The organism is Streptomyces sp. NPDC040545 (assembly GCF_055595065.1).
This window is the reverse complement of record NZ_JBVIWA010000006.1, coordinates 228,344-248,130: the sequence shown is the minus strand read 5'-3', so window position 1 is coordinate 248,130 and position 19,787 is coordinate 228,344. Positions and strand designations below refer to the sequence as shown.

The window sequence follows — 19,787 nt, the reverse complement described above, 5'->3', positions numbered from 1 at the left end:
ACCGGCCGTACCGCGAACCGAGAGGACCGACATCATCGTGCGACGGATAGTGGTGCTCACAGCCCTGGCGTCCCTGGCCTTGACGGCGTTGGCGGCGGCCGCCGGCGCGTTTTTGCTGCGGGACCTCGGCCCGCTGCCTCCGCGGTTCTCGGGTCCGCCGCTGCCTCGCGAAACGGTGGTGTCGGAGATGACCTCGATCCTGGCGGCGGAGGGCATCACGGTTGAGCGGGAACCCTCCGGGGTTCTGGGCAAGTGCCACGAACGGCTCTCGGGGCGTCACGCGCCGGAGACGGTGGACGCCGCCATGAAAGCGGCCCTCGCGCGGGCCCGTTCCGAGTACGGCTGGCAGAACGGCCCCGACACCGGCGGGGCGTCGGTGACCCTGACGAAGAACAACTGGACGGCCCTGGCCACCTTTGCGGGTGACCCCGCACCGGGTCTGCAGGCGCCGGTCATCGTCTCGCTGATCTGCGTGGACGGGGACGACGCCTCCACCGCCCCCGCCGCACCTTCCGCCCCGGCCCTCACACCCGCACCCGCGCCGTCCTGAGCGAACGCCGGGCGTACGACCCGTATGCCCCGACCCCGTACGACCCGTACGCCCCGACCCGTACGCCCCGACCCGTACGGCCCGCCGGCCGGTGCCCTTCCGGCGGGCCCCGGCCGCCGACGGGCGCGGACGATCAGGCCGTGTCCGCCTCCGTCGCCACCGCCTTCGCCCAGCGGTAGTCCGCCTTGCCGCTCGGGGACCGCTGGATGGCGGGTGCGATGACCAGCTGCCGCGGGATCTTGTAGCCCGCCAGCCTGGTGCGGCAATGGCTCTGGATCTGGTCCAGGGACGGCGCCTCGGCACCCTCCCGGACCTGGACCACCGCGGCCACATGGCTGCCCCAGGTCGCGTCCGGGACCCCCGCCACCAAGGCGTCGTACACGTCGGGGTGGGACTTCAGGGCCTGTTCGACCTCCTCCGGATACACCTTCTCACCACCCGTGTTGATGCACTGCGAGCCGCGCCCGAGCACCGTGACGATGCCCTGCTCGTCGACGGTCGCCATGTCTCCGAGCAGCACCCAGCGCTCCGTGCCCTTCTGGAAGAAGGTCTCGGCGGTCTTGGCCGGGTCGTTGTAGTAGCCGAGCGGGACGTGCCCGCGCTGGGCGAGGCGACCGGGCTCGCCGACCGCCACCGGCTCGTGCGTCACCGGATCCACCACCTGCGTACGGTCGTTGACCACCAGGCGGAAGCCCTTCTCCGGTCCGGAGTCGTCCGCCGCCCGGCCGTTGGACCCGGATTCGGACGACCCGAAGTTGTTCAGGAGCAGCACGTTCGGCACCAGCCGCTGGAACTCGGCCCGCACCGTCTCCGACATGATCGCCCCGGACGAGGAGACGCTGAACAGCGACGACAGGTCCGTGCCCTTGAGCGGGCCGTTCAGGGCGTCGATCAGCGGCCTCAGCATCGCGTCGCCGACCAGCGACACGCTGGAAACCTTCTCCTTCTCGATCGTACGGAGCACTTCCTCCGGCGCGTACTTCCGGTGGATGACCACCCGCTGGCCGTAGTTGAAGGCGATGAACGAGGTCAGCGTCGACGTGCCGTGCATCAGCGGGGGCGCGGGGAAGAAGGTGAGCCCGGCGCCCCGCGCCGCGACCCGCTCGGCCAGTTCCTCGGGCCGCTTCACCGGCTCGCCCGAGGGCTCGCCGCCGAAGAGTCCGGCGAAGAAGAGGTCCTCGGCCCGCCACATCACGCCCTTGGGCATGCCCGTGGTGCCGCCGGTGTAGATGATGAACAGGTCGTCGGGGCTGCGCGGCGGGAATCCGCGCCCGGGTGATCCGGCCGCCTCGGCGTCCGCGTACGGGACGGGCGCGATCGACGGTTCGGGGGCGCCCTCGGGGGCCTGGCCGACCCGGATCAGGTGCCGGAGCTTCGTCGTCTGCGGCAGCGCGGCCGCGACCCGCTCGGTGAACTCGCCCTCGAATACGAGGGCGGCGAGATCGGCGTCGTTGTAGAGGTAGACGAGTTCCTCCTCCACGTACCGGTAGTTGACGTTCACCGGCACCAGCCGCGCCTTCAAGCAGGCCAGCACCGTCTGCAGGTACTCGATCCCGTTGTAGAGGTGAAGGCCCAGGTGCTCGCCGGCCGTCAAGCCGCTGTCGAGCAGGTGGTGGGCGATCCGGTTCGCCGCCGTGTCGAGCTCCGCGTACGTCAGGCGGCGCTCGGCGCCGGTCCCGGGGTGGTCCACGTACACGAGGGCCTCACGGTCCGGGACCACGTCCACGACCGACTCGAACAGGTCGGCAAGGTTGTACTCCACCGTTCCTCCTGACCCTGGATGTTCCCGGAGTTCCCGACGACCGGCCATGTGGCCGGCCTGCTCCGGCGGTCATTAGAGCGCCGGAGCAGGCAACTGGGAAGGGCAGCATCCAAGAAATCTGACTGGGTGTCAGAAAACTATTGAACTGCACCCTCCCCTACTGCAACCTGTTCTAGGTCTTGAGACGGGAGGACGGCAATGGGTGGGACGGAACACCTGACCGTGGACCGGCACGGCGCCACGCTGGTGCTCACCATGAACAGGCCCGAGGCGAAGAACGCGCTCTCGCTGCCGCTGCTGGTGGGGCTGTACGACGGCTGGCTGGAGGCGGACGCCGACGACGGGATCCGCTCGGTGGTCCTCACCGGCGCGGGCGGGGACTTCTGCGCCGGAATGGACCTCAAGGCCCTGGCCGGGAAGGGCATGGCGGGCGACCTGTACCGGGACCGCCTGAAGGCCGACCCCGACCTGCACTGGAAGGCGATGCTGCGCCACCACCGGCCGCGCAAGCCGGTGATCGCGGCGGTGGAGGGCTACTGCGTGGCCGGCGGGACCGAGATCCTGCAGGGTACGGACATCCGGGTGGCGGCCGAGGGCGCGACCTTCGGGCTGTTCGAGGTCAAGCGCGGACTCTTCCCGATCGGTGGCTCCACGGTGCGGCTGCCGCGCCAGATCCCGCGTACGCACGCCCTGGAGATGCTGCTGACCGGCCGCCCGTACTCCGCCGCCGAGGCCGAGCGGATCGGTCTGGTCGGGCGGGTGGTGCCGGACGGTACGGCGCTGGCGGCGGCCCTGGAGATCGCGGAGCGGATCAACGCGTGCGGGCCGCTGGCGGTGGAGGCGGTCAAGGCGTCGGTCTACGAGACCGCCGAGATGACGGAGCGGGAGGGGCTGGCCTCGGAACTCCTGCGGGGGTGGCCGGTCTTCGACACCGCCGATGCGAAGGAGGGGGCGCGGGCGTTCGCCGAGAAGCGGCCCGCGGTGTATCGGCGCGAGTAGTTCGGCACGCCGTGGCCGTGGCCGTGGCCGTGGCCGTGGCCGTGGCCCTGCCCGGGTGCGGCGCCGTTGCCGGGGGCGCTGCCGCCGGACCCCCGCGCCTCAAACGCCGGCGGGGCTGAAAAGAGCGCCTCAATCGCCGGCGGGGCTGCGAAGGCGCCTCGAACGCCGGCGGGGCTGAAAGTGCCGGCGGGGCTGACAACATCGGAATCGATCGCATCGGAGAATCGCCATGACAGCTCCCTCCCCACCGGAGGTGCTCCGCGCGCCGCTCATCGTCGAGTTCCCCTTCACCCGGTCCCTCGGGCCCGTCCAGAGCGCCTTCCTCACCGGGCTGCGCGAGGGCACCGTCCTCGGGGTGAAGACCTCCGACGGCAAGGTGATGGTCCCGCCCGTCGAGTACGACCCCGTCACCGCCGAGGAGATCCGCGAGCTCGTCGAGGTCGCCGCCACCGGCACCGTCACCACCTGGGCGTGGAACGACCGGCCCCGCCCCCAACAGCCCCTGGACACCCCCTTCGCCTGGGTGCTGGTCAAGCTCGACGGCGCCGACACCGCCCTCCTGCACGCCCTCGACGCGCCCGGCCCCGACGCCGTCCGCACCGGCATGCGCGTCCGCGTCCGCTGGGCCGCCGAGCGCACCGGCGCCATCACCGACATCGCCTGCTTCGAACCGTACGACGGCCCCGCGGGCGGGGACGCCGTCCCGCACGACGGGGGCTTCGCCGACGCCGTCACCGGCATCGTCGCCGAGGCCCGCCTCGACTACGTCTACAGCCCCGGCCGCGCCCAGACCGCGTACATCAACGCCCTCTCCGAGCGGCGGACCGTCGGCGAGCGCTGCCCCTCCTGCCACAAGGTGTACGTCCCGCCGCGCGGCGCCTGCCCCACCTGCGGGGTGGCCACCACCGACCGCGTGGAGGTCGGCCCGGCCGGCACGGTCACCACCTACTGCATCGTCAACATCAAGGCGAAGAATCTCGACATCGAAGTCCCCTACGTCTACGCCCACATCGCCCTCGACGGCGCCGGCCTCGCCCTCCACGGCCGGATCGGCGGCATCCCCTACGACCAGGTCCGCATGGGCCTGCGCGTCGAGCCCGTATGGACCGAGGGCGGCCGCTACCCCGACCACTACCGGCCCACCGGCGAACCGGACGCGGACTACGACGCGTACAAGGAGCTCATCTGATGGCCCGATACGCCCGCGAGGTCGCGGTGGTCGCCTTCGCGCAGAGCGACCACCTGCGCCGCACCGACGAGCTCAGCGAAGTCGAGATGGTCATGCCGGTCCTGCACCAGGTGCTGGCCGCCACCGGCCTGAAGGCCGGCGAGATCGGCTTCACCTGCTCCGGCTCCAGCGACTACCTGGCCGGCCGGGCCTTCTCCTTCACCATGACCCTCGACGGCGTCGGCGCCTGGCCGCCGATCTCCGAGTCGCACGTCGAGATGGACGGGGCCTGGGCCCTCTACGAGGCCTGGGTCAAGATCCAGACCGGCGAGGCCGACACCGCGCTCGTCTACTCGTACGGGAAGTCCTCACCCGGTTCGGTGCGCGACGTGCTGACCCGCCAGCTCGACCCGTACTACGTCGCCCCGCTCTGGCCCGACGCGGTGGCCCTGGCCGCCCTCCAGGCCCAGGCCCTGATCGACGCCGGCGAGACCGACGAGAGCGCCCTGGCCGCCGTCGGAGCACGCAGCCGGGACGCGGCCGCCGCCAACCCGCACGCCCAGCTCCGCGGCCCCGTCCCGCAGGGCGACTACCAGGTCAGGCCGCTGCGCACCGGAGACTGCCCGCCCGTGGGCGACGGTGTGGCCGCCGTCGTCCTGGCCGCCGGCGACCTCGCGCGCCGGCTGTGCGAGCGCCCCGCCTGGATCACCGGCATCGACCACCGCATCGAGGCCCACAGCCTGGGCCTGCGCGACCTCACCGACTCCCCGTCCACCCGGCTCGCCGCCGAACACGCCGGCCTCTTCGAAGCCCCCGTGGACACGGCCGAACTGCACGCTCCGTTCTCCTCCCAGGAGGTCGTGCTCCGCAAGGCCCTCGGACTCGGCGACGACGTGACCGTCAACCCCTCCGGGGGAGCGCTCGCCGCCAATCCGATGATGGCCGCCGGCCTGATCCGCATCGGCGAGGCGGCCGCCCGGATCCACCGCGGCGCATCGCAGCGGGCCGTCGCCCACGCCACCTCCGGCCCCTGCCTCCAGCAGAACCTGGTCGCCGTCCTGGAAGGGGACGCACGGTGAGTAAAGAGCCCGTGGCCATCGTCGGGATCGGCCAGACCAAGCACGTGGCGGCCCGCCACGACGTCTCCATCGCCGGACTGGTCCGCGAGGCGGCGGCGCGCGCCCTCGCGGACGCCGAACTGACCTGGGCGGACATCGACGCGGTCGTCATCGGCAAGGCCCCCGACTTCTTCGAGGGGGTGATGATGCCCGAGCTGTACCTGGCGGACGCCCTCGGCGCGGTCGGCAAGCCCATGCTGCGCGTGCACACGGCCGGTTCGGTCGGCGGGTCCACCGCCCTGGTCGCCTCGAACCTGGTGGCGGCCCGCGTCCACCGCACCGTCCTCACCCTCGCCTTCGAGAAGCAGTCCGAATCCAACGCCATGTGGGGCCTGTCGCTCCCCGTCCCCTTCCAGCAGCCGCTGCTCGCCGGTGCGGGCGGCTTCTTCGCCCCGCACGTGCGCGCGTACATGCGGCGCACCGGTGCGCCGGACACGGTGGGCTCGCTGGTGGCGTACAAGGACCGGCGCAACGCGCTCAAGAACCCGTACGCGCACCTGCACGAGCACGACATCACCCTGGAGAAGGTCCAGGCCTCGCCGATGCTGTGGGACCCGATCCGCTACTCGGAGACCTGCCCCTCCTCGGACGGCGCGTGCGCGATGATCCTCACCGACCGGGCGGGCGCGGCCCGTTCGCCGAAGCCGGCTGCCTGGGTGCAGGGCGGGGCGATGCGCAGCGAGCCCACCCTCTTCGCCGGCAAGGACTTCGTCTCGCCGCAGGCCGGCAAGGACTGCGCGGCCGACGTCTACCGCCAGGCCGGCATCACCGACCCGCGCCGCGAGATCGACGCGGTCGAGATGTACGTACCGTTCTCCTGGTACGAGCCGATGTGGCTGGAGAACCTCGGCTTCGCGGCGGAGGGTGAGGGCTGGAAGCTCACGGAGGCCGGGGTCACCGAACTCGACGGGGACCTTCCGGTCAATCCGTCGGGCGGTGTGCTGTCCACCAACCCGATCGGCGCCTCCGGCATGATCCGCTTCGCGGAGGCGGCCCTCCAGGTCCGCGGTCAGGCCGGGGAACACCAGGTTCCGGGAGCCCGCCGGGCACTGGGGCACGCCTACGGCGGCGGCGCGCAGTTCTTCGCGATGTGGCTGGTGGGGGCACAGGAGCCGACCTCCTGAACACAGGCCCGGCCGACGACGGAGGGGCCGGCCGGGGAGCCGGACCGGCCACGGGTGACTCACCGTGGCCTGTCCGGCACCCGCTGCGGTGGTTAACCTTGCCCCCGGACGACGTACCGGGAGGAGCACGCACGTGGCCGAGAGCATGACTTCACAGCCCCTCGCTGGCTGGGGGAAGCCGGACCTCGATCTCACCGAGGCGGACTGGCAGTCGAGCAGCCGGGGAGCGGGCGACGTCCAGATCGCCTTCGTCGAGGGCTTCATCGCGATGCGCAACAGTGAGCGTCCCGAGAGCCCTTCACTGATCTTCTCGCCGGACGAGTGGCACAAGTTCGTGCTGAACGCGCGGGGCGGTGAGTTCGACCTGACCTGAGCCGACCCGACCCCGACCGGGCGGTCCTTCGCCCGGTCCGGGGGTCTGCGGCCCTCCGCGGAAACGGTGTTGCGCCCGGCGCGGGGGGCGCCGATGCTGAAGGGCCGGAGGTGGTGAAGGTGACCGGCATGGTGTTGGAGCTGTCCGTACGCGACTTGAGGCACGCGGACCTGGCGTCGTGCGGGTGGTCGGGCTCCGAGCACCACCTGGCCGGGGTCGCGCGGCAGTTGGAGCGCGCCCGGCTCGGTGAGGTCGACTACCTCGCGGTCTGTACCGCGACGGACGTTCCCGTGGCCAAGGGCGGCGTCGACTACCAGGCCGAGGAGGGCGTCGGAACGCTGTGGCAGCTGGCCGTCCACCCCGCACTGCAGTCGTGCGGCATCGGCACGTTCCTGATCGGAGCGGCTGAGGCGCGGATCAGGAACCGCGGACTGCTCCACGCCGAGCTGGGCGTGGAGGAGGACAACCCCCGGGCGCGGGCTCTGTACGAGCGGCTGGGCTACGTGGCCCGGGGCCGCCGGCCCGACGCGTGGACCGAGCAGGCCCCGGACGGGACGCTGCGCCGCCACGAGACGATGTGCACCGTGATGCGCAAGCGTCTTGCCTAGTGCTGTGACCCGGTGAACCTTTCCGGTCGCAGCACCAAGCCGTCTCTGCCGCGCGGTGGCCCGCCCCGACGGACCGCCCATAACGGGAGCGAAGCGATGGGTAGGGTGGCCGTATGAGCGGAGAGCACGATCTGCGGAAACTCCTGAGCGGCATGCGGCCCGAGCTGAACGAGGGGCGGTACGTCTTCTGCACCGTCGACGGCACCACCGTCCCCGCCGGGACCGCCCCCGTCGCCACCGTCCTCGAACCCGAGGGCCTCACCCTGGTACTGCGCCAGGAGGACGCCGACGCGGCCGGGCTCGCCTACGACTACACGGCCGGCTGGATCACCCTGCGGATCCACTCCGCCCTCGACGCCGTCGGGCTCACCGCCGCCTTCGCCACCGAACTCGGCGCACACGGCCTGAGCTGCAACGTCATCGCCGGCTACCACCACGACCACCTCTTCGTGGCCGCCGACCGGGCCGCCGAGGCCGTGGCCGTCCTGGAGGACCTCGCGGCCCGTTCCGTACACGACTGACGCCCCCCGGAAAAGAAGATCGGATTCTTTTCCGCACGGGGATCCCACGCGCTGCGCGCGGGCGTACGCTGATCCCCCGAACAGGCCTGGGGGGTACCAGCCATGACGGACCGCCGGACCCGCACACGGCGCGCGATGGTCGAACGCGATGCCGAACTCGCGATCGTCGACGAAGCCCTGGACCAGCTCACCGGCCCCGGGCCGGACGCGGGTGGCGCGCTGCTCGCCTTCTCCGGCCCCGCCGGACTCGGCAAGACCACCCTGCTCGCCGAACTGCGCCGCCGTGCCCTCGCCCGCAACTGCACCGTGCTCGCCGCGCGGGGCGGCGAACAGGAGCAGAGCCAGCCCTTCCACGTCGCCCGCCAGCTCATCCAGCCCCAGCTCGCCGGCACCTCCGAGCAGGAGCTGCGCGCCGCGCTCGGCGGCTGGTACTCCATCGTCGGCCCGGCCCTCGGACTCTGCGCCCCGGAACAGGGCGTCCCGCCCGACCCCCAAGGCCTGCGCGACGGGCTCGACTGGGTGCTCACCCACCTCGTCGTCAAGCGCGCCCCCGTCGTCCTGGTCCTCGACGACGCCCACTGGGCCGACCCCGAGTCCCTCGGCTGGCTCGCCGCCTTCGCCCCGCGCGCCGAACACCTGCCGCTGCTCCTCGTCGTCGCCTACCGCCCCGACGAACTGCCCGCCCACGCCGACGCCTTCCGTACGCTGCCCGGCCGGGCGGGACAGCGCCCGCTGCCCCTGGCCCCGCTCACCCCGGCCGCCGTCGCCACCCTGGTCCGCGAGGCCGTCGGCGCACACGCCGACGACGCCTTCTGCCAGGAGGCCTGGGCCGTCACCACCGGCAACCCCTTCGAGGCCGTCGAACTCACCGCCAAGGTCCGCGGCAAAGGCCTGCCCCCGGTCGAGTCGAACGCCCCGCAGCTGCGCGACCTCGCCGCCGCCCAGCGCGGCAGCGGCCTCGTCGCCCGCCTCGAACGCCTCGGCCCCTCCACCGTCCGCTTCGCCTGGGCCTGCGCCGTCCTCGGCACCGCCATCCCGCAGGACCTCGCCGCCCGGGTCGCCGCCCTCGGCGCCGAGGAAGCCTCGGACGCCACCCGGCGACTGCGTGACGCCCGCATCCTCTCCGCGGCCGCCGCCGAGGAACCCGAGGCCGGCGCCGGGCTGGAGTTCGTCCACCCGCTCATCGCCACCTCCATCTACCGGGCCATCCCCGACGCGCTCCGCGTCGCCCTGCACGGCAAGGCCGCGGCGGCCGTCGTCGACGCCGGACTCGGCTCCTCCGCAGCCGCCCGCCACCTGCTGGAGACCCACCCCGAGAACGACCCCTGGGTCGTACGCATCCTGCGCGAGGCCGCCGGCGAGAACCTGCGGGCCGGCGCCCCCGAAGCCGCCCGCCGCCAGCTCGCCCGCGCGCTGCTCGAACCCCCGGACTTCGACGAACGCGCCGCCGTCCTCTACGAGCTGGGCTGCGCCTCCCTGCTCACCGAGCCCGCCAACACCGTCAACCACCTGCGGGCCGCCCTCGCCGAGCCCTCCGACGACCCGGCCCTGCGCCAGGGCATCGTCATCCGGCTCGCCCAGGTCCTCGCCCACAGCGACCGGCTCGCCGAGGCCTCCGAATCACTCGCGCGGGAGATCCCGTACACCCAGGACGTACGCGCCCGGCTGCGCCTGCAGTCCGAGCAGTTCATGTGGGACGCCTTCAACGCCGCCGAGACCGACTCCCCGGCCCGCTCCCGCCGGCTCGCCCGCCTCGCCGACCGGCTGACCGGGCGCGACCTCACCGAGCGGTACATCATCGGGCTGCGCGCCTGGGACGCCTGCCTGCGGGGCGAGCCGGTCGACGTGGTGCTGCACCACGCCGGACGGGTCCTGGAGCGGCCCTTCAGCTGGGCCCACGAGGACCGCGGCTTCGAGGTCCCGGTCCTGGTCGCGATGGCCCACATGTACACCGACCGGCCCGGACGCGCCGAGGAGCTGTTCGAGGCGGGCACCGCCGAGTTCGAGCACCACGGCTGGCGCGGGGCGCACCTCTCCTTCGCCTACAGTCTGCGGGCCTACGTCCGCTACCGGCGCGGGCGGCTCGTGGAGGCCGAGGAACTGGCCCGGGCCGGGCTGCGGCTCGCCGAACGCGTGGGCCGCCGCACCCCCGTGCACTGGTACGCCATAGCCATCCTCCTCACCACCCTGCTCGCCCGGGGCCGGCCCGAGGAAGCCTGGGAGCTGGCCCGCGAGCACGAGTACGGAAGCCCCTTCCCGGCAGCCGTGGTCTTCCCCGACTCGCAGACCGTGTACGCCGAACTGCTCCTGTCCCGGGGCGAGGTGCAGGCGGCGATCGTCGAACTGGAGGCGGTCGACCGGCGGCTGACCCCGCGCGGCATCCAGAATCCGGCCTGGTGCCCGTGGCAGCTGCACCTGGCCCGGGCGGTCGCCACCGACGATCCGCAGCGGGCCCGCGCCCTCGCCGGCGACGCCGTCCGGCGGGCCCGCGCCTTCGGCGCCGCCTCGGGCATCGGCCAGGCCCTGCGGGTGGCGGCGCAGGTCGCCGCCCCCGAGGAGCGGGCCGGGCTCCTCCAGGAGGCGGTCGCCCTGCTCTCGGCCTCACCGGCGGGCTACGAACTGGGCTGCGCCCTGGCCGCGCTCGGTACCGAGCTGCGGGACGCGGACCTGCTGATGCAGGCCGTGGTGACGGCGCGCGAATGCGGCGCGGACGGGCTGGCCGCGGAGACCACCGACACCCTGCTGGGCCTGGGCGGCGCCCTGCCATGCGGGCTGGCATGGGAGGACGGGCTCACGGAGGAGGAGCGGCAGGCGGCGGACCTCGCCGTGCGCGCCGAGAAGGAGCCCGCGCCGGAGACCGTGGTGCTGCCCGCGCCGGACTGGGCACTGTCGGCGGCCTGCCGCAAGCTGGGCACCGACCGGACCGGGCTCAGGGACGCACTGGAGTCGTTCGCCCGTAGCTCAACGTGATCGGATCCGCCGCCCGGCGGGCAGGGTGGATCCCATGGATCATGACGAGAGGCTCGCCCCCTTCCGGACCGAGGCGGCAGCGTTCGAGAAGGCGGTGCGCCGGGCGTTCGACCTCGGAGAGCCGGTGCCCGCGGTGCCCGCGTGCCCCGGCTGGACGGTCACCGACCTCGTCCGGCACCTGGGCGGTGTCCACCGCTACCTCGCGCACGTGCTGCGCGAACGGCTCACGGTCCCGCCCGACCCCGCCGGCCTCACCCTCCCCGAGGTCCCCGGCGACCCGGACGCGCTGACCGACTGGTTCGCGCAGGGCGCCCGGGAGCTGGCGGAGCTCTTCCACGGGATGGGGCCGGACACGGCGGTCTGGACCTGGTCGGCGGAGCAGAGCACGGGATTCTGGCTCCGGATGCAGCTGATCGAGCTGGCCGTGCACCGCTGGGACGCCGAATCCGCGACCGGTACCCCGGGGCGCCTCGACCCGGCCGTGGCCGCGGACGCCGTGACCCAGACGATCGAGGTGATGGCCCCGGCCCGACGCGGCTGGCAGCAGGCACCGCCGGGCACGGGGGAGAGGTACCGCTTCCGGCGCACCGACGGTCCGGAATCCTGGACCGTCGTCTTCTCGGGGGACCAGGTCCTGCTGGAGCCCGGTGCCACCGCCCCGGCGGACGTCGAGGCCTCCGGGACCGCCTCCGACCTCGCCCTGTTCCTCTGGCGCCGCCTCCCGCCCACCGCCCTGCGCGTCACCGGCGACGCCGCCCTGCTCCCGCACTGGTTCACGCTCGTCCCCCCGGTCTGACGGCCGGGCCGGCGGGCCCGGCCCGGACAGGTCCCCGGATGCGGGCCCCCGGGCCGGAAAACTCGCGCGGCCACGTACCATGGCGGCATGTCCTTCCTCCGCCGCCACCGCGCCGCCACACCCGCCGGCCCGGACTTCGATGTCCTGGCCATGGACCCGGGGGACTGGCCGGGCAATCTCGGGGCCGGGCTGCTGCCCGCGCCCGACGGCAGCTGCCAGGGTGTCTTCCTCCGCTACGACCTGTTCGGCGGACGCGGCCCCGCGATGATCATCGGTAACCTCCCGGAGGGTTCCCCGGCCCGGGACCTCACCGACGGCCAGATCCCCTTCGAGGTGGCCCAGCTCCTCGACGCACTGGAGAACGACGAGGACGTCGAGGTCACCGGCGTCGAGGACTGCCCCGTCATGCAGGGCGACAACCTCCTCATCGTCCGGAAGATCAAGCTGTCGGAGTCCCGCATCTCCTGCGTCCAGTTCGACCGCAGTGACAACGTGCTGGTCACCATCGCCAGCTGGGACCGCCCGATCACCGATGACCTCTACGCCCTCCTGAAGCCGCTCCCCGCCGAGCTCTTCCAGCAGGGCTGAGCGTCCACATCCCCCGGCGCGGGCGTCACGCGTCCGCGATGGCGTTCGCCGCCACGTAGCCGAAGGTCATCGCGGGGCCGATCGTCGATCCGGCCCCCGCGTAGCTGTGGCCCATCACCGCCGCGCTCGCGTTGCCGGCCGCGTACAGTCCCGGGATCACCGAGCCGTCCGGGCGCAGGGCCCGCGCCCGGGCGTCCGTGACGATGCCGCCCTTCGTACCGAGATCCCCCGGCACGATCTTGAACGCGTAGAACGGCGGGACCCAGACGGGTGCCAGACACGAGTTCGGGTGCACGTTCGGGTCCGTGTAGTAGTGGTCGTACGCCGTGCCGCCCCGGTGGAAGTCGGCGTCGTCGCCGCTCCACGCCTGCGCGTTGAACCGCCCCAGCGTCGCGCGCAGCGCCGCCGCCGGGACCCCGATCTGACCGGCCAGCGCGTCCCAGGTCCACGCCTTCTTCGCAACCCCCGCCTGGTACCACGAGTCCGGGAAGGGGAGCGTCGGCAGGATGTCCTTGAACAGGTACCTGTTGCGGTAGTTCTGATCCACGATCAGCCACGCCGGGATGTGCGAGCCGGCCGCGCCCCGGTCCTTCTCGTACATCACGTGCACCACATCGCTGTACGGCGCCGCCTCGTTGACGAACCGCGCGCCGTTCGCGTTCACGATCAGGCCGCCCGGCAGGGTCCGTTCGGCGAGACAGAAGTACGGCTCCCCGGGCAGCGGGATCGACGGCCCCCACCACGCGTCCTCCATCAGCGCCAGCGAGGCTCCCGCCCGCTGCCCCGCCCGGATCCCGTCGCCGGTGTTCTCCTTCGCGCCCACCGACCACTGGGTGCCGATCGGCTGCTGCTGGTACCGCGCCCGCATCGCCGCGTCGTGCTCGAACCCGCCCGAACCGATGACCACCCCGCGCCGGGCCCGTACGGTGCCCCGTGCGCCGCCCTGCTCCACCACCACGCCGGTGACCGAGGTGCCCTCCACGACCAGGTCCACCAGCGGGCTGTTCAACCAGACGGGAACCCCGGCCCGCTGGAGCCCGGCGCGCAGCCCGGCCGCCAGGGCCTGGCCCATCGTCAGCGGCTTCTCGCCGCGAAGCGCCGCCTTCGTGCCGCGCGCCAGGCACTCGGTGGACACCGCGAGCCCCCTGGCGCTCACCGCTGCCAGGTTCAGCCACTTGTAGTCCTGGCTGAAGACCACCATCCCGGCCGGAACCGGCATGTACGCCGGGTTCAGGCGGGCCAGTTCGGGGCCCAGGATGTTGCCGTCGATCTGGTCCGGCTCGATGGAGCGGCCGTTCGGCAGTCCGCCCGGCAGGTCGGGGTAGTAGTCGCTGTAGCCCTCCATGAAGCGGAACCTCAGCGGGCTGCTGGCCATCACGAAGTCCAGCATCCGCGGCCCGTTGGCGAGGAATGCGGCCTGCCGGTCGGCCGGCACCTCGGGCCCGACGACGGCCGCGAGGTACGCCTGGGCCTTCTGCGGGGTGTCCGGCACCCCCGCACCCAGGATCACCGAATTGTTGGGCAGCCAGATACCGGCTCCGGACCGGGCGGCCGATCCGCCGAAGGTCGGGGCCTTCTCCACCACCAGCACACTCAGCCCCCGCTTGGCGGCGGTGAGCGCGGCGGTCATCCCGGCGGCCCCGGACCCGACCACGACGACGTCGTACTCGCCGAGCGGGGGTCCGTCCTGGGCGCCGTCGGCCCGGGCGGTGGCCGATGGCAGCACGGTGGCGGCGAGCACCCCGGCCCCCGTTCCGGCGAGGACCCCGCGTCTGGACGGGTGGGGGGCGGGGTCGGTGCGTGAAGCGCTTGCGGACATGGGCGGGCTCCAGCGGTGTGGGGAGGAGGGGAAGTGCCTCCAGCATTTCTGATGCTGAGTCAGAAAAGGTGTTCGGGGGATCATGTGATGTCAAGGCATCCGGCGCCGCCGCCTCCAGTAGGCCCCCGTCACCACGCCGAGCAGCGGACCCCACAGGAGGAGCGGGGCGTAGCAGACGTAGAACCACAGCGCGGTCCAGCCACCCGCCTCACTGGGGAAGTTCGCAGGTACCGGATCTCCCTGGATGGTGGTCCCGGCCACCTGGGTCATCGCCGCGAGGACCGTCCACAGAGCGGTCAGCGCGACGGCGCCGAGCGCCGCCGGGATGGCGGCCGCCGCCACCGGGATCCGCCGGCCGCCCAGCACCGGGATCCACCGGGGGACCACCTCGCCCCACGCGGCCACCAGCCCGACCGCCGTGAACGCCAGCAGCTCGGACACGACCGAGAGGACGACGACGTACACCTCCAGCGGCAGCCAGTCCGGCAGCTGCCCGCTGTCCGCCGCGGAATGGTCGACGAAGAGGAGGCCCAACCGCCAGATGCCGGACGGCAGAACGGTGAGCGGGACGGCGTACGCGGCGACCCGCGCCCAGCGCGGAACCCCCGCCACCGGGGCGTGCGCGGCCTTCCAGGCGGCACCGAAGCGCCCGCCCGCCGGGCGGACAGCGGGATGTACGGACACGGCTTCCTCCGGACTCGCGGGCAGCCCTTGCCCGCTCCGCTCCGAAGATCGCAGCTGCCCGGCAGCGCGCGGATCGCCCGCCGGGCGGATCCGGCTCCCCCGGACGGGGGACACCCGCCCCCTCCCCGTACCCCTGTCCGCACCCGTGAACGGCGAAGTCCCGTGGCGGTGGGGGCCACGGGACTTCGCGTATCGGGGGACGGTCAGCGCGTGCCGACCGCCGCGCGGACCGCTCGGCGCGCCATCCCTGCGTCGTCGTGCAGGCGGCGCAGCAGCAGCCGCTGCTCCTCGCCGGAGGACAGGGCGCCCACCGGCAGCGGCTGGGACGGGGCGGTCGCCAGCATCGAGCGCTGCACCGCCGTCTCGGACATCCGGATCTCCCGGGTCAGGACCAGCATCAGATTGACCAGGAAGGCGTCCCGCGCGGCCGGACCGGCCGACTGGGCGAGCCGGCTGATCTGCGCGCGGGCGGCCGGGGCGTCGCCCAGTACCGTCCACAGCGTGGCCAGGTCGTACCCCGGCAGGTACCAGCCCGCGTGCTCCCAGTCGAGCAGGACCGGACCGGCCGGCGACAGCAGCAGGTTCGACAGCAGGGCGTCACCGTGGTTGAACTGCAGCGCGGTGCCCGACATCTTCACGCCGTGCAGCAGCTTCTGCAGGTCACCGAGGTCCCGGTCGGTCAGCAGCCCCAGCTCGTAGTCGCGGGCGATCCGCCGCGCGTAGTTCATCGGGGTGCCGAACAACTCCGTCGGCGGCCGCCACTGGTTGACCCGGCACACCGCGCCCAGGGCCGCCCGGAGGTCCACCCGCGGCGGCGGCTCCACCGGGTGCCGCTGCAGCGCCGCGACCCGGCCCGCCATCCGCTCCACCACCAGCGTGCAGTTCTCGGGGTCGGCGGCGATCAGCCGCGGTACCCGGACCGGCGGGCGGTGCCGGACGAAGGCCCGGTATGCCGCTATTTCGTGCCGGTAGCGCTCACGCCACTCGGGCGAGTGATCCAGTAAAACCTTCGCGACGGCGGTCATCCGTCCGGTGGTGCCGACCAGGAGGACCGAACGGCCGCTGCGCCGCAGTACCTGCACCGGGGCGAACTCCGGACAGATCCGCTGCACCGAGGCGAGCGCGGTGCGCAGCTGCGCCCCCTGCGGCCCGGAGAGGTCGATTCTTCCGCTGACGGGGAGTGATCCGGTACCCGGCATCCGCCGCGCCCGGACGGCGCCCTGAGCCGGGGCCGACGGGCGGCCGGGTTCGAGGTAGGGGCCGCCGCCAGCCGGGAGCGTGCGGTGCGACCGGACCGGTGCGGACACGGAGGACGTTGCTGCGTACATGGTGATACGGATCCCTTCGTGCGCCGACGAGTTGCGTACGCCGCCCCGCCGGATCCCGTACTTCACCCTGGGGAGTTCCGCCGGTGAACCGGGTCGGGGAGGCGCATTCCTACCTGACACCGAGCGCAAGGTGGCGAACCATCGGGCGTGCCCTGGCGAAGCCTGGCGAATAGTCGCTGGGCATCTGACGGCGGGCTACTGTCAACTCAGCCGAGAACCTGGGGGCTTGACGTGAGCAAAGGTCCAAACACCCGCTTGAACGACCTGTTCGGCCTGGCCGGCTGGTCGAAGGGCGAACTGGCGAGGATGGTGAACAGGCAGGCGGCGGCCATGGGCCACCCCCAACTGGCCACCGACACCTCGCGGGTGCGGCGCTGGATCGACATGGGGGAGGCCCCCCGCGAACCGGTGCCCACGGTACTGGCAGCACTGTTCACCGAGCGGCTCGGTCGTGTCGTGACCATCGAGGACCTCGGGTTCGTACGGCAGCGGCGCACCTCCAGACGGCAGCCGGACGGGGCTCGTGAGAACCCCGACGGGATGCCCTGGGCGCCCGAACGCACAGCCGCGGTCCTCACCGAATTCACGGGAATGGACCTCATGCTCAACCGTCGCGGTCTGATGGGCGCGGGAGCGGTGCTCACCGCCGGCTCCGCCCTCAGCAACGCCATGTACGACTGGCTGCACACCGACCCCGCCCGGGCCGGGGAGACCCGGAACTTCGGGGAATCCTTCCAGGCCGACCCAGCGGGCTACGACCGCTACGAGGCCGCTCCGATCGGTTCCCAGGAGATCGGGGCCCTGGAGCGCTCCGTGGAGGTGTTCCGTGCCTGGGACGCCTCCAGGGGCGGTGGACTCCAGCGCAAGGCCGTCGTCGGCCAGCTCAACGAGGTCGGCGGCATGCTCGCCTACCACCACCCCGACCACCTCCAGCGGCGGCTGTGGGGGGTGGCGGCCAACCTGGCGGTCCTCGCCGGCTGGATGTCCCACGACGTCGGGCTCGAACCCACGGCGCAGAAGTACTTCGTCATCGCCGCGCACGCGGCCCGCGAGGGCGGCGACCGGCCGCGGGCGGGAGAGGCGCTGTCCCGAGCCGCCCGGCAGATGGTCCACCTGGGCAAGCCGAACGAAGCGCTGGACTTGATGAAGCTCGCCCAGTCCGGATCCGGCGAGCAGACCCTCCCGCGCACGCGCGCCATGCTGCACACCATCGAGGCCTGGGCGCAGGCGGCCATGGGCAAGGGCCAGGCCATGCGTCGCACCCTGGGCGAGGCGGAGGAGCTGTTCGTCTCCGACAAGGGCGACGTGCCGCCGCCGAGTTGGATGCAGCACTTCGACGAGGCCGACCTGCACGGCATGCAGGCCCTCGCCTACCGGACCCTCGCGGACCACGACGCCGCCGCGGCGCCGATCGCCGCGCGCCATGCCAAGGAGGCCCTGCGGCTGCGCGGTGAGGGCTACCAGCGCTCGCAGATCTTCGACTACATCTCCATGGCCTCGGCCTGCTTCATCGCCGACGAGCCGGAGCAGGCCGACCGGTACGCCCGCCTCGCCCTGGTCTCGATGAACGAGACCTCCTCGCACCGGACCTGGGACCGGCTGCGGGAGATGTACCGGCTCACCGCCCAGTACTCCGGGTACGCGCGCATCGAGGACCTGCGCCAGGAGATCAAGCTGGCCCTCCCCGACACCCCGGCGCCGCGCGGCGCGCGCGGTACGGGGGTGTAGTCCCACGCCGGCCCCCGCTCGGTTCGCCGCACGCCTTGTACGAAGCCCCGTACGGAGACGAGAAAGGCCGCGCCTTCCGGCGCGGCCCTGAAGCCCTTACAGCTTTGGCCCTGCAGCCCTGCAGCCTTGCGGTCCGGAGCCCGTTACCCGCCGACCCGGGCGACGAGCATGCAGGCGTCGTCCTCGCGCTCGCTCTCGCCGAACTCCTCGATCACGATCCGCACGCACTCCTGCGCCGACCGCGCCGCCGAGAACCGCGGCGCGAGCGCCAGCAGCCGCTCGGTCCCGTCCGCCCGGCTGAACTCGATGCTGCGCGGGGTGAGTCCGTCCGTGTGCAGGACCAGCAGGTCGCCCACTTCGAGGCGTTCCTCGGCCTGCCCGTACGAGGCTCCGGAGGTCGCGCCCAGCAGGACGCCCTCCGGCGGCAGCAGGGAGCGCCCCGACCCGCGGCGGAACAGCAGGGGTGCCGGGTGGCCGGCCTGCGCCCAGGAGAGGACCCGGCGCGCGGGATCGTAGCGGCAGCACACGGCCGATCCGAGCGCCGGCTGGACGGAGGTCTCCAGGAGCTGGTTGAGCCAGCCCATCAGCGGGCCGGGCTCGATGCCCGCCATGGCCATGCCGCGCAGGGCACCCAGCATCATCGCCATCCCGGAGGTGGCGGTCACCCCATGACCGGTGAGGTCGCCGACCGTCAGCATCGAGCAGCCGTCGGGGAGTTCGAGCGCGTCGTACCAGTCGCCGCCGATCAGCGCGCTGGTCGCGGAGGGCAGGTAGTGCGCGGCCACGTCCAGCGTGCCCGCGCTGCCGTACGGGAACCGCAGGGAGCCGCGCCACGGGGGGAGCACGGCTTCCTGCAGCTCGACCGCCAGCCGGCGCTCGGTCTGCGCGATCTCCCGCTGGCGCTGCAGCGAGTCACGTGACTCGCGCACCGCGCGCTGGCTCCGGCGCAGTTCACTCACGTCCCGCAGGACGGCCCACATCGAGGCCGTGCAGCCGTCGGAGTCGAGTACCGGCTCGCCCCTCATGTGCAAGGTCCGGACCCGGCCGTCGGCCCGGACGATGCGGAACTCGCCGTCGATCGGTTTGCCGTCCACCAGGCAGGCGGTGACCCACGCGGTGAGGAGCGGCTGGTCCTCGGAGAAGAGGGTCGAGCCCAGTTCGTCGAGGGGGAGCGCGCCGGACTCGGGCGAACGGCCGAAGATCTGGAACAGCTCGTCGGACCAACTCACCTCGTCGGTCAGCAGGTTCCACTCGGCGCTGCCGACGCGGGTCTGGGCCTCGGGGCCGGTCTCGGGCGCCGCCTGTGGCGCTCCGGCGGTCTCGGGCGCCGCATGTGGCTGTCCAGCGGTCTCGGGCGCCGGCGGCAGGCCCTCCTTGAGCTGGTCGAGGTGCTCGCGGAGGTCGTCGAGGTGGTGGACGGCGAGATCGCACAGTGCGCGCTGCCAGCGGCCCTGGGCGTCGTCGTCGTCGACGACGGTGTCGCGGCGGACCGCGTCCACTTCCCCCCGCAGCCGCCGGGTCTGCGAGATCAGCGCGTCCACCGACCCGGGCTCGGGCGGCTGCGCGGGACGGTCCGCGAACAGGTGGGACGGCATGAGAACTCCGATACAGGCGCGGCACGGCCAAGTCTGAAGGAAGGACCGGTAACGAC

General features: G+C 72.9%; 17 protein-coding genes. 12 read left to right on the top strand and 5 right to left on the bottom strand.

What is annotated here, in order from left to right:
* Nucleotides 1-37: 37 nt before the first annotated feature.
* Nucleotides 38-550 (top strand): hypothetical protein, encoded by a 513-nt coding sequence (locus ACZ573_RS15290; protein WP_471303802.1) that lies wholly within the window; start codon nt 38-40, stop codon nt 548-550.
* Nucleotides 551-683: 133 nt separating this feature from the next.
* On the opposite strand, the gene ACZ573_RS15285 is transcribed toward ACZ573_RS15290, so the two are convergent.
* Nucleotides 684-2,312, bottom strand: coding sequence for an acyl-CoA synthetase (locus tag ACZ573_RS15285; RefSeq protein ID WP_471303800.1), 1,629 nt, complete (start codon nt 2,310-2,312; stop codon nt 684-686).
* A 198-nt stretch (nt 2,313-2,510) separates the two neighbouring features.
* Between ACZ573_RS15285 and ACZ573_RS15280 the strand changes: the two genes are divergently transcribed.
* From ACZ573_RS15280 to ACZ573_RS15235, 10 genes are all read left to right on the top strand, one after another.
* A complete protein-coding gene (locus ACZ573_RS15280) occupies nt 2,511-3,311 on the top strand; it encodes a crotonase/enoyl-CoA hydratase family protein (RefSeq protein WP_471303797.1) in 801 nt (266 codons plus the stop codon).
* Between the two features lie 229 nt (nt 3,312-3,540).
* Complete coding sequence (locus ACZ573_RS15275) at nt 3,541-4,500, top strand: Zn-ribbon domain-containing OB-fold protein (RefSeq protein ID WP_471303795.1); 960 nt, start codon at nt 3,541-3,543, stop codon at nt 4,498-4,500.
* Nucleotides 4,500-5,558 (top strand): thiolase domain-containing protein, encoded by a 1,059-nt coding sequence (locus tag ACZ573_RS15270; RefSeq protein ID WP_471303793.1) that lies wholly within the window; start codon nt 4,500-4,502, stop codon nt 5,556-5,558. The genes ACZ573_RS15275 and ACZ573_RS15270 overlap by 1 nt, the downstream gene beginning before the upstream one ends.
* The gene (locus ACZ573_RS15265; protein ID WP_471303791.1) at nt 5,555-6,721 is read left to right on the top strand and encodes a thiolase domain-containing protein; all 1,167 of its coding nucleotides are present in this window, start codon (nt 5,555-5,557) and stop codon (nt 6,719-6,721) included. The genes ACZ573_RS15270 and ACZ573_RS15265 overlap by 4 nt, the downstream gene beginning before the upstream one ends.
* 145 nt (nt 6,722-6,866) lie before the next feature.
* Complete coding sequence (locus ACZ573_RS15260) at nt 6,867-7,094, top strand: DUF397 domain-containing protein (protein WP_370466718.1); 228 nt, start codon at nt 6,867-6,869, stop codon at nt 7,092-7,094.
* Between the two features lie 128 nt (nt 7,095-7,222).
* Nucleotides 7,223-7,702, top strand: coding sequence for a GNAT family N-acetyltransferase (locus tag ACZ573_RS15255; RefSeq protein WP_471304112.1), 480 nt, complete (start codon nt 7,223-7,225; stop codon nt 7,700-7,702).
* A 113-nt stretch (nt 7,703-7,815) separates the two neighbouring features.
* Nucleotides 7,816-8,223, top strand: a complete 408-nt coding sequence (locus ACZ573_RS15250; protein ID WP_373042493.1) for an ACT domain-containing protein — start codon at nt 7,816-7,818, stop codon at nt 8,221-8,223.
* 102 nt (nt 8,224-8,325) lie between these two features.
* Nucleotides 8,326-11,193: an ATP-binding protein gene (locus ACZ573_RS15245; RefSeq protein WP_471303788.1), complete on the top strand. Its 2,868-nt coding sequence runs from the start codon at nt 8,326-8,328 to the stop codon at nt 11,191-11,193.
* A gap of 34 nt (nt 11,194-11,227) precedes the next feature.
* Nucleotides 11,228-11,989 carry a maleylpyruvate isomerase family mycothiol-dependent enzyme gene (locus ACZ573_RS15240; protein ID WP_471303786.1) on the top strand — a complete coding sequence of 254 codons (762 nt, stop codon included), beginning with the start codon at nt 11,228-11,230 and terminating at the stop codon, nt 11,987-11,989.
* A gap of 87 nt (nt 11,990-12,076) precedes the next feature.
* Nucleotides 12,077-12,577, top strand: coding sequence for a hypothetical protein (locus ACZ573_RS15235; RefSeq protein WP_030723069.1), 501 nt, complete (start codon nt 12,077-12,079; stop codon nt 12,575-12,577).
* A gap of 25 nt (nt 12,578-12,602) precedes the next feature.
* Here the strand turns inward: ACZ573_RS15235 and kstD are convergent, their stop codons facing one another.
* The 3 genes from kstD to ACZ573_RS15220 form a co-directional block, all read right to left on the bottom strand.
* The gene (gene kstD, locus ACZ573_RS15230; RefSeq protein WP_471303783.1) at nt 12,603-14,396 is read right to left on the bottom strand and encodes a 3-oxosteroid 1-dehydrogenase; all 1,794 of its coding nucleotides are present in this window, start codon (nt 14,394-14,396) and stop codon (nt 12,603-12,605) included.
* Nucleotides 14,397-14,486: 90 nt separating this feature from the next.
* Nucleotides 14,487-15,080, bottom strand: a complete 594-nt coding sequence (locus ACZ573_RS15225) for a hypothetical protein (RefSeq protein ID WP_471303781.1) — start codon at nt 15,078-15,080, stop codon at nt 14,487-14,489.
* Nucleotides 15,081-15,283: 203 nt separating this feature from the next.
* Complete coding sequence (locus tag ACZ573_RS15220) at nt 15,284-16,408, bottom strand: aminoglycoside phosphotransferase family protein (RefSeq protein WP_471303780.1); 1,125 nt, start codon at nt 16,406-16,408, stop codon at nt 15,284-15,286.
* A 231-nt stretch (nt 16,409-16,639) separates the two neighbouring features.
* Between ACZ573_RS15220 and ACZ573_RS15215 the strand changes: the two genes are divergently transcribed.
* Nucleotides 16,640-18,136, top strand: coding sequence for a DNA-binding protein NsdB (locus ACZ573_RS15215; protein WP_471303778.1), 1,497 nt, complete (start codon nt 16,640-16,642; stop codon nt 18,134-18,136).
* A gap of 143 nt (nt 18,137-18,279) precedes the next feature.
* Here the strand turns inward: ACZ573_RS15215 and ACZ573_RS15210 are convergent, their stop codons facing one another.
* On the bottom strand, nt 18,280-19,731 hold the full coding sequence (locus ACZ573_RS15210) for a PP2C family protein-serine/threonine phosphatase (RefSeq protein ID WP_471303776.1): 1,452 nt from the start codon (nt 19,729-19,731) through the stop codon (nt 18,280-18,282).
* Nucleotides 19,732-19,787: the final 56 nt, after the last annotated feature.

Coding starts and splice junctions, on each gene's coding strand:
- ACZ573_RS15280 (WP_471303797.1), top strand. CDS start 2,511: ATGGGTGGGACGGAACACCTGACCGTGGACCGGCACGGCGCCACGCTG.
- ACZ573_RS15275 (WP_471303795.1), top strand. CDS start 3,541: ATGACAGCTCCCTCCCCACCGGAGGTGCTCCGCGCGCCGCTCATCGTC.
- ACZ573_RS15270 (WP_471303793.1), top strand. CDS start 4,500: ATGGCCCGATACGCCCGCGAGGTCGCGGTGGTCGCCTTCGCGCAGAGC.
- ACZ573_RS15260 (WP_370466718.1), top strand. CDS start 6,867: ATGACTTCACAGCCCCTCGCTGGCTGGGGGAAGCCGGACCTCGATCTC.
- ACZ573_RS15255 (WP_471304112.1), top strand. CDS start 7,223: ATGGTGTTGGAGCTGTCCGTACGCGACTTGAGGCACGCGGACCTGGCG.
- ACZ573_RS15250 (WP_373042493.1), top strand. CDS start 7,816: ATGAGCGGAGAGCACGATCTGCGGAAACTCCTGAGCGGCATGCGGCCC.
- ACZ573_RS15245 (WP_471303788.1), top strand. CDS start 8,326: ATGACGGACCGCCGGACCCGCACACGGCGCGCGATGGTCGAACGCGAT.
- ACZ573_RS15240 (WP_471303786.1), top strand. CDS start 11,228: ATGGATCATGACGAGAGGCTCGCCCCCTTCCGGACCGAGGCGGCAGCG.
- ACZ573_RS15235 (WP_030723069.1), top strand. CDS start 12,077: ATGTCCTTCCTCCGCCGCCACCGCGCCGCCACACCCGCCGGCCCGGAC.
- kstD (WP_471303783.1), bottom strand. CDS start 14,396: ATGTCCGCAAGCGCTTCACGCACCGACCCCGCCCCCCACCCGTCCAGA.
- ACZ573_RS15220 (WP_471303780.1), bottom strand. CDS start 16,408: ATGTACGCAGCAACGTCCTCCGTGTCCGCACCGGTCCGGTCGCACCGC.
- ACZ573_RS15210 (WP_471303776.1), bottom strand. CDS start 19,731: ATGCCGTCCCACCTGTTCGCGGACCGTCCCGCGCAGCCGCCCGAGCCC.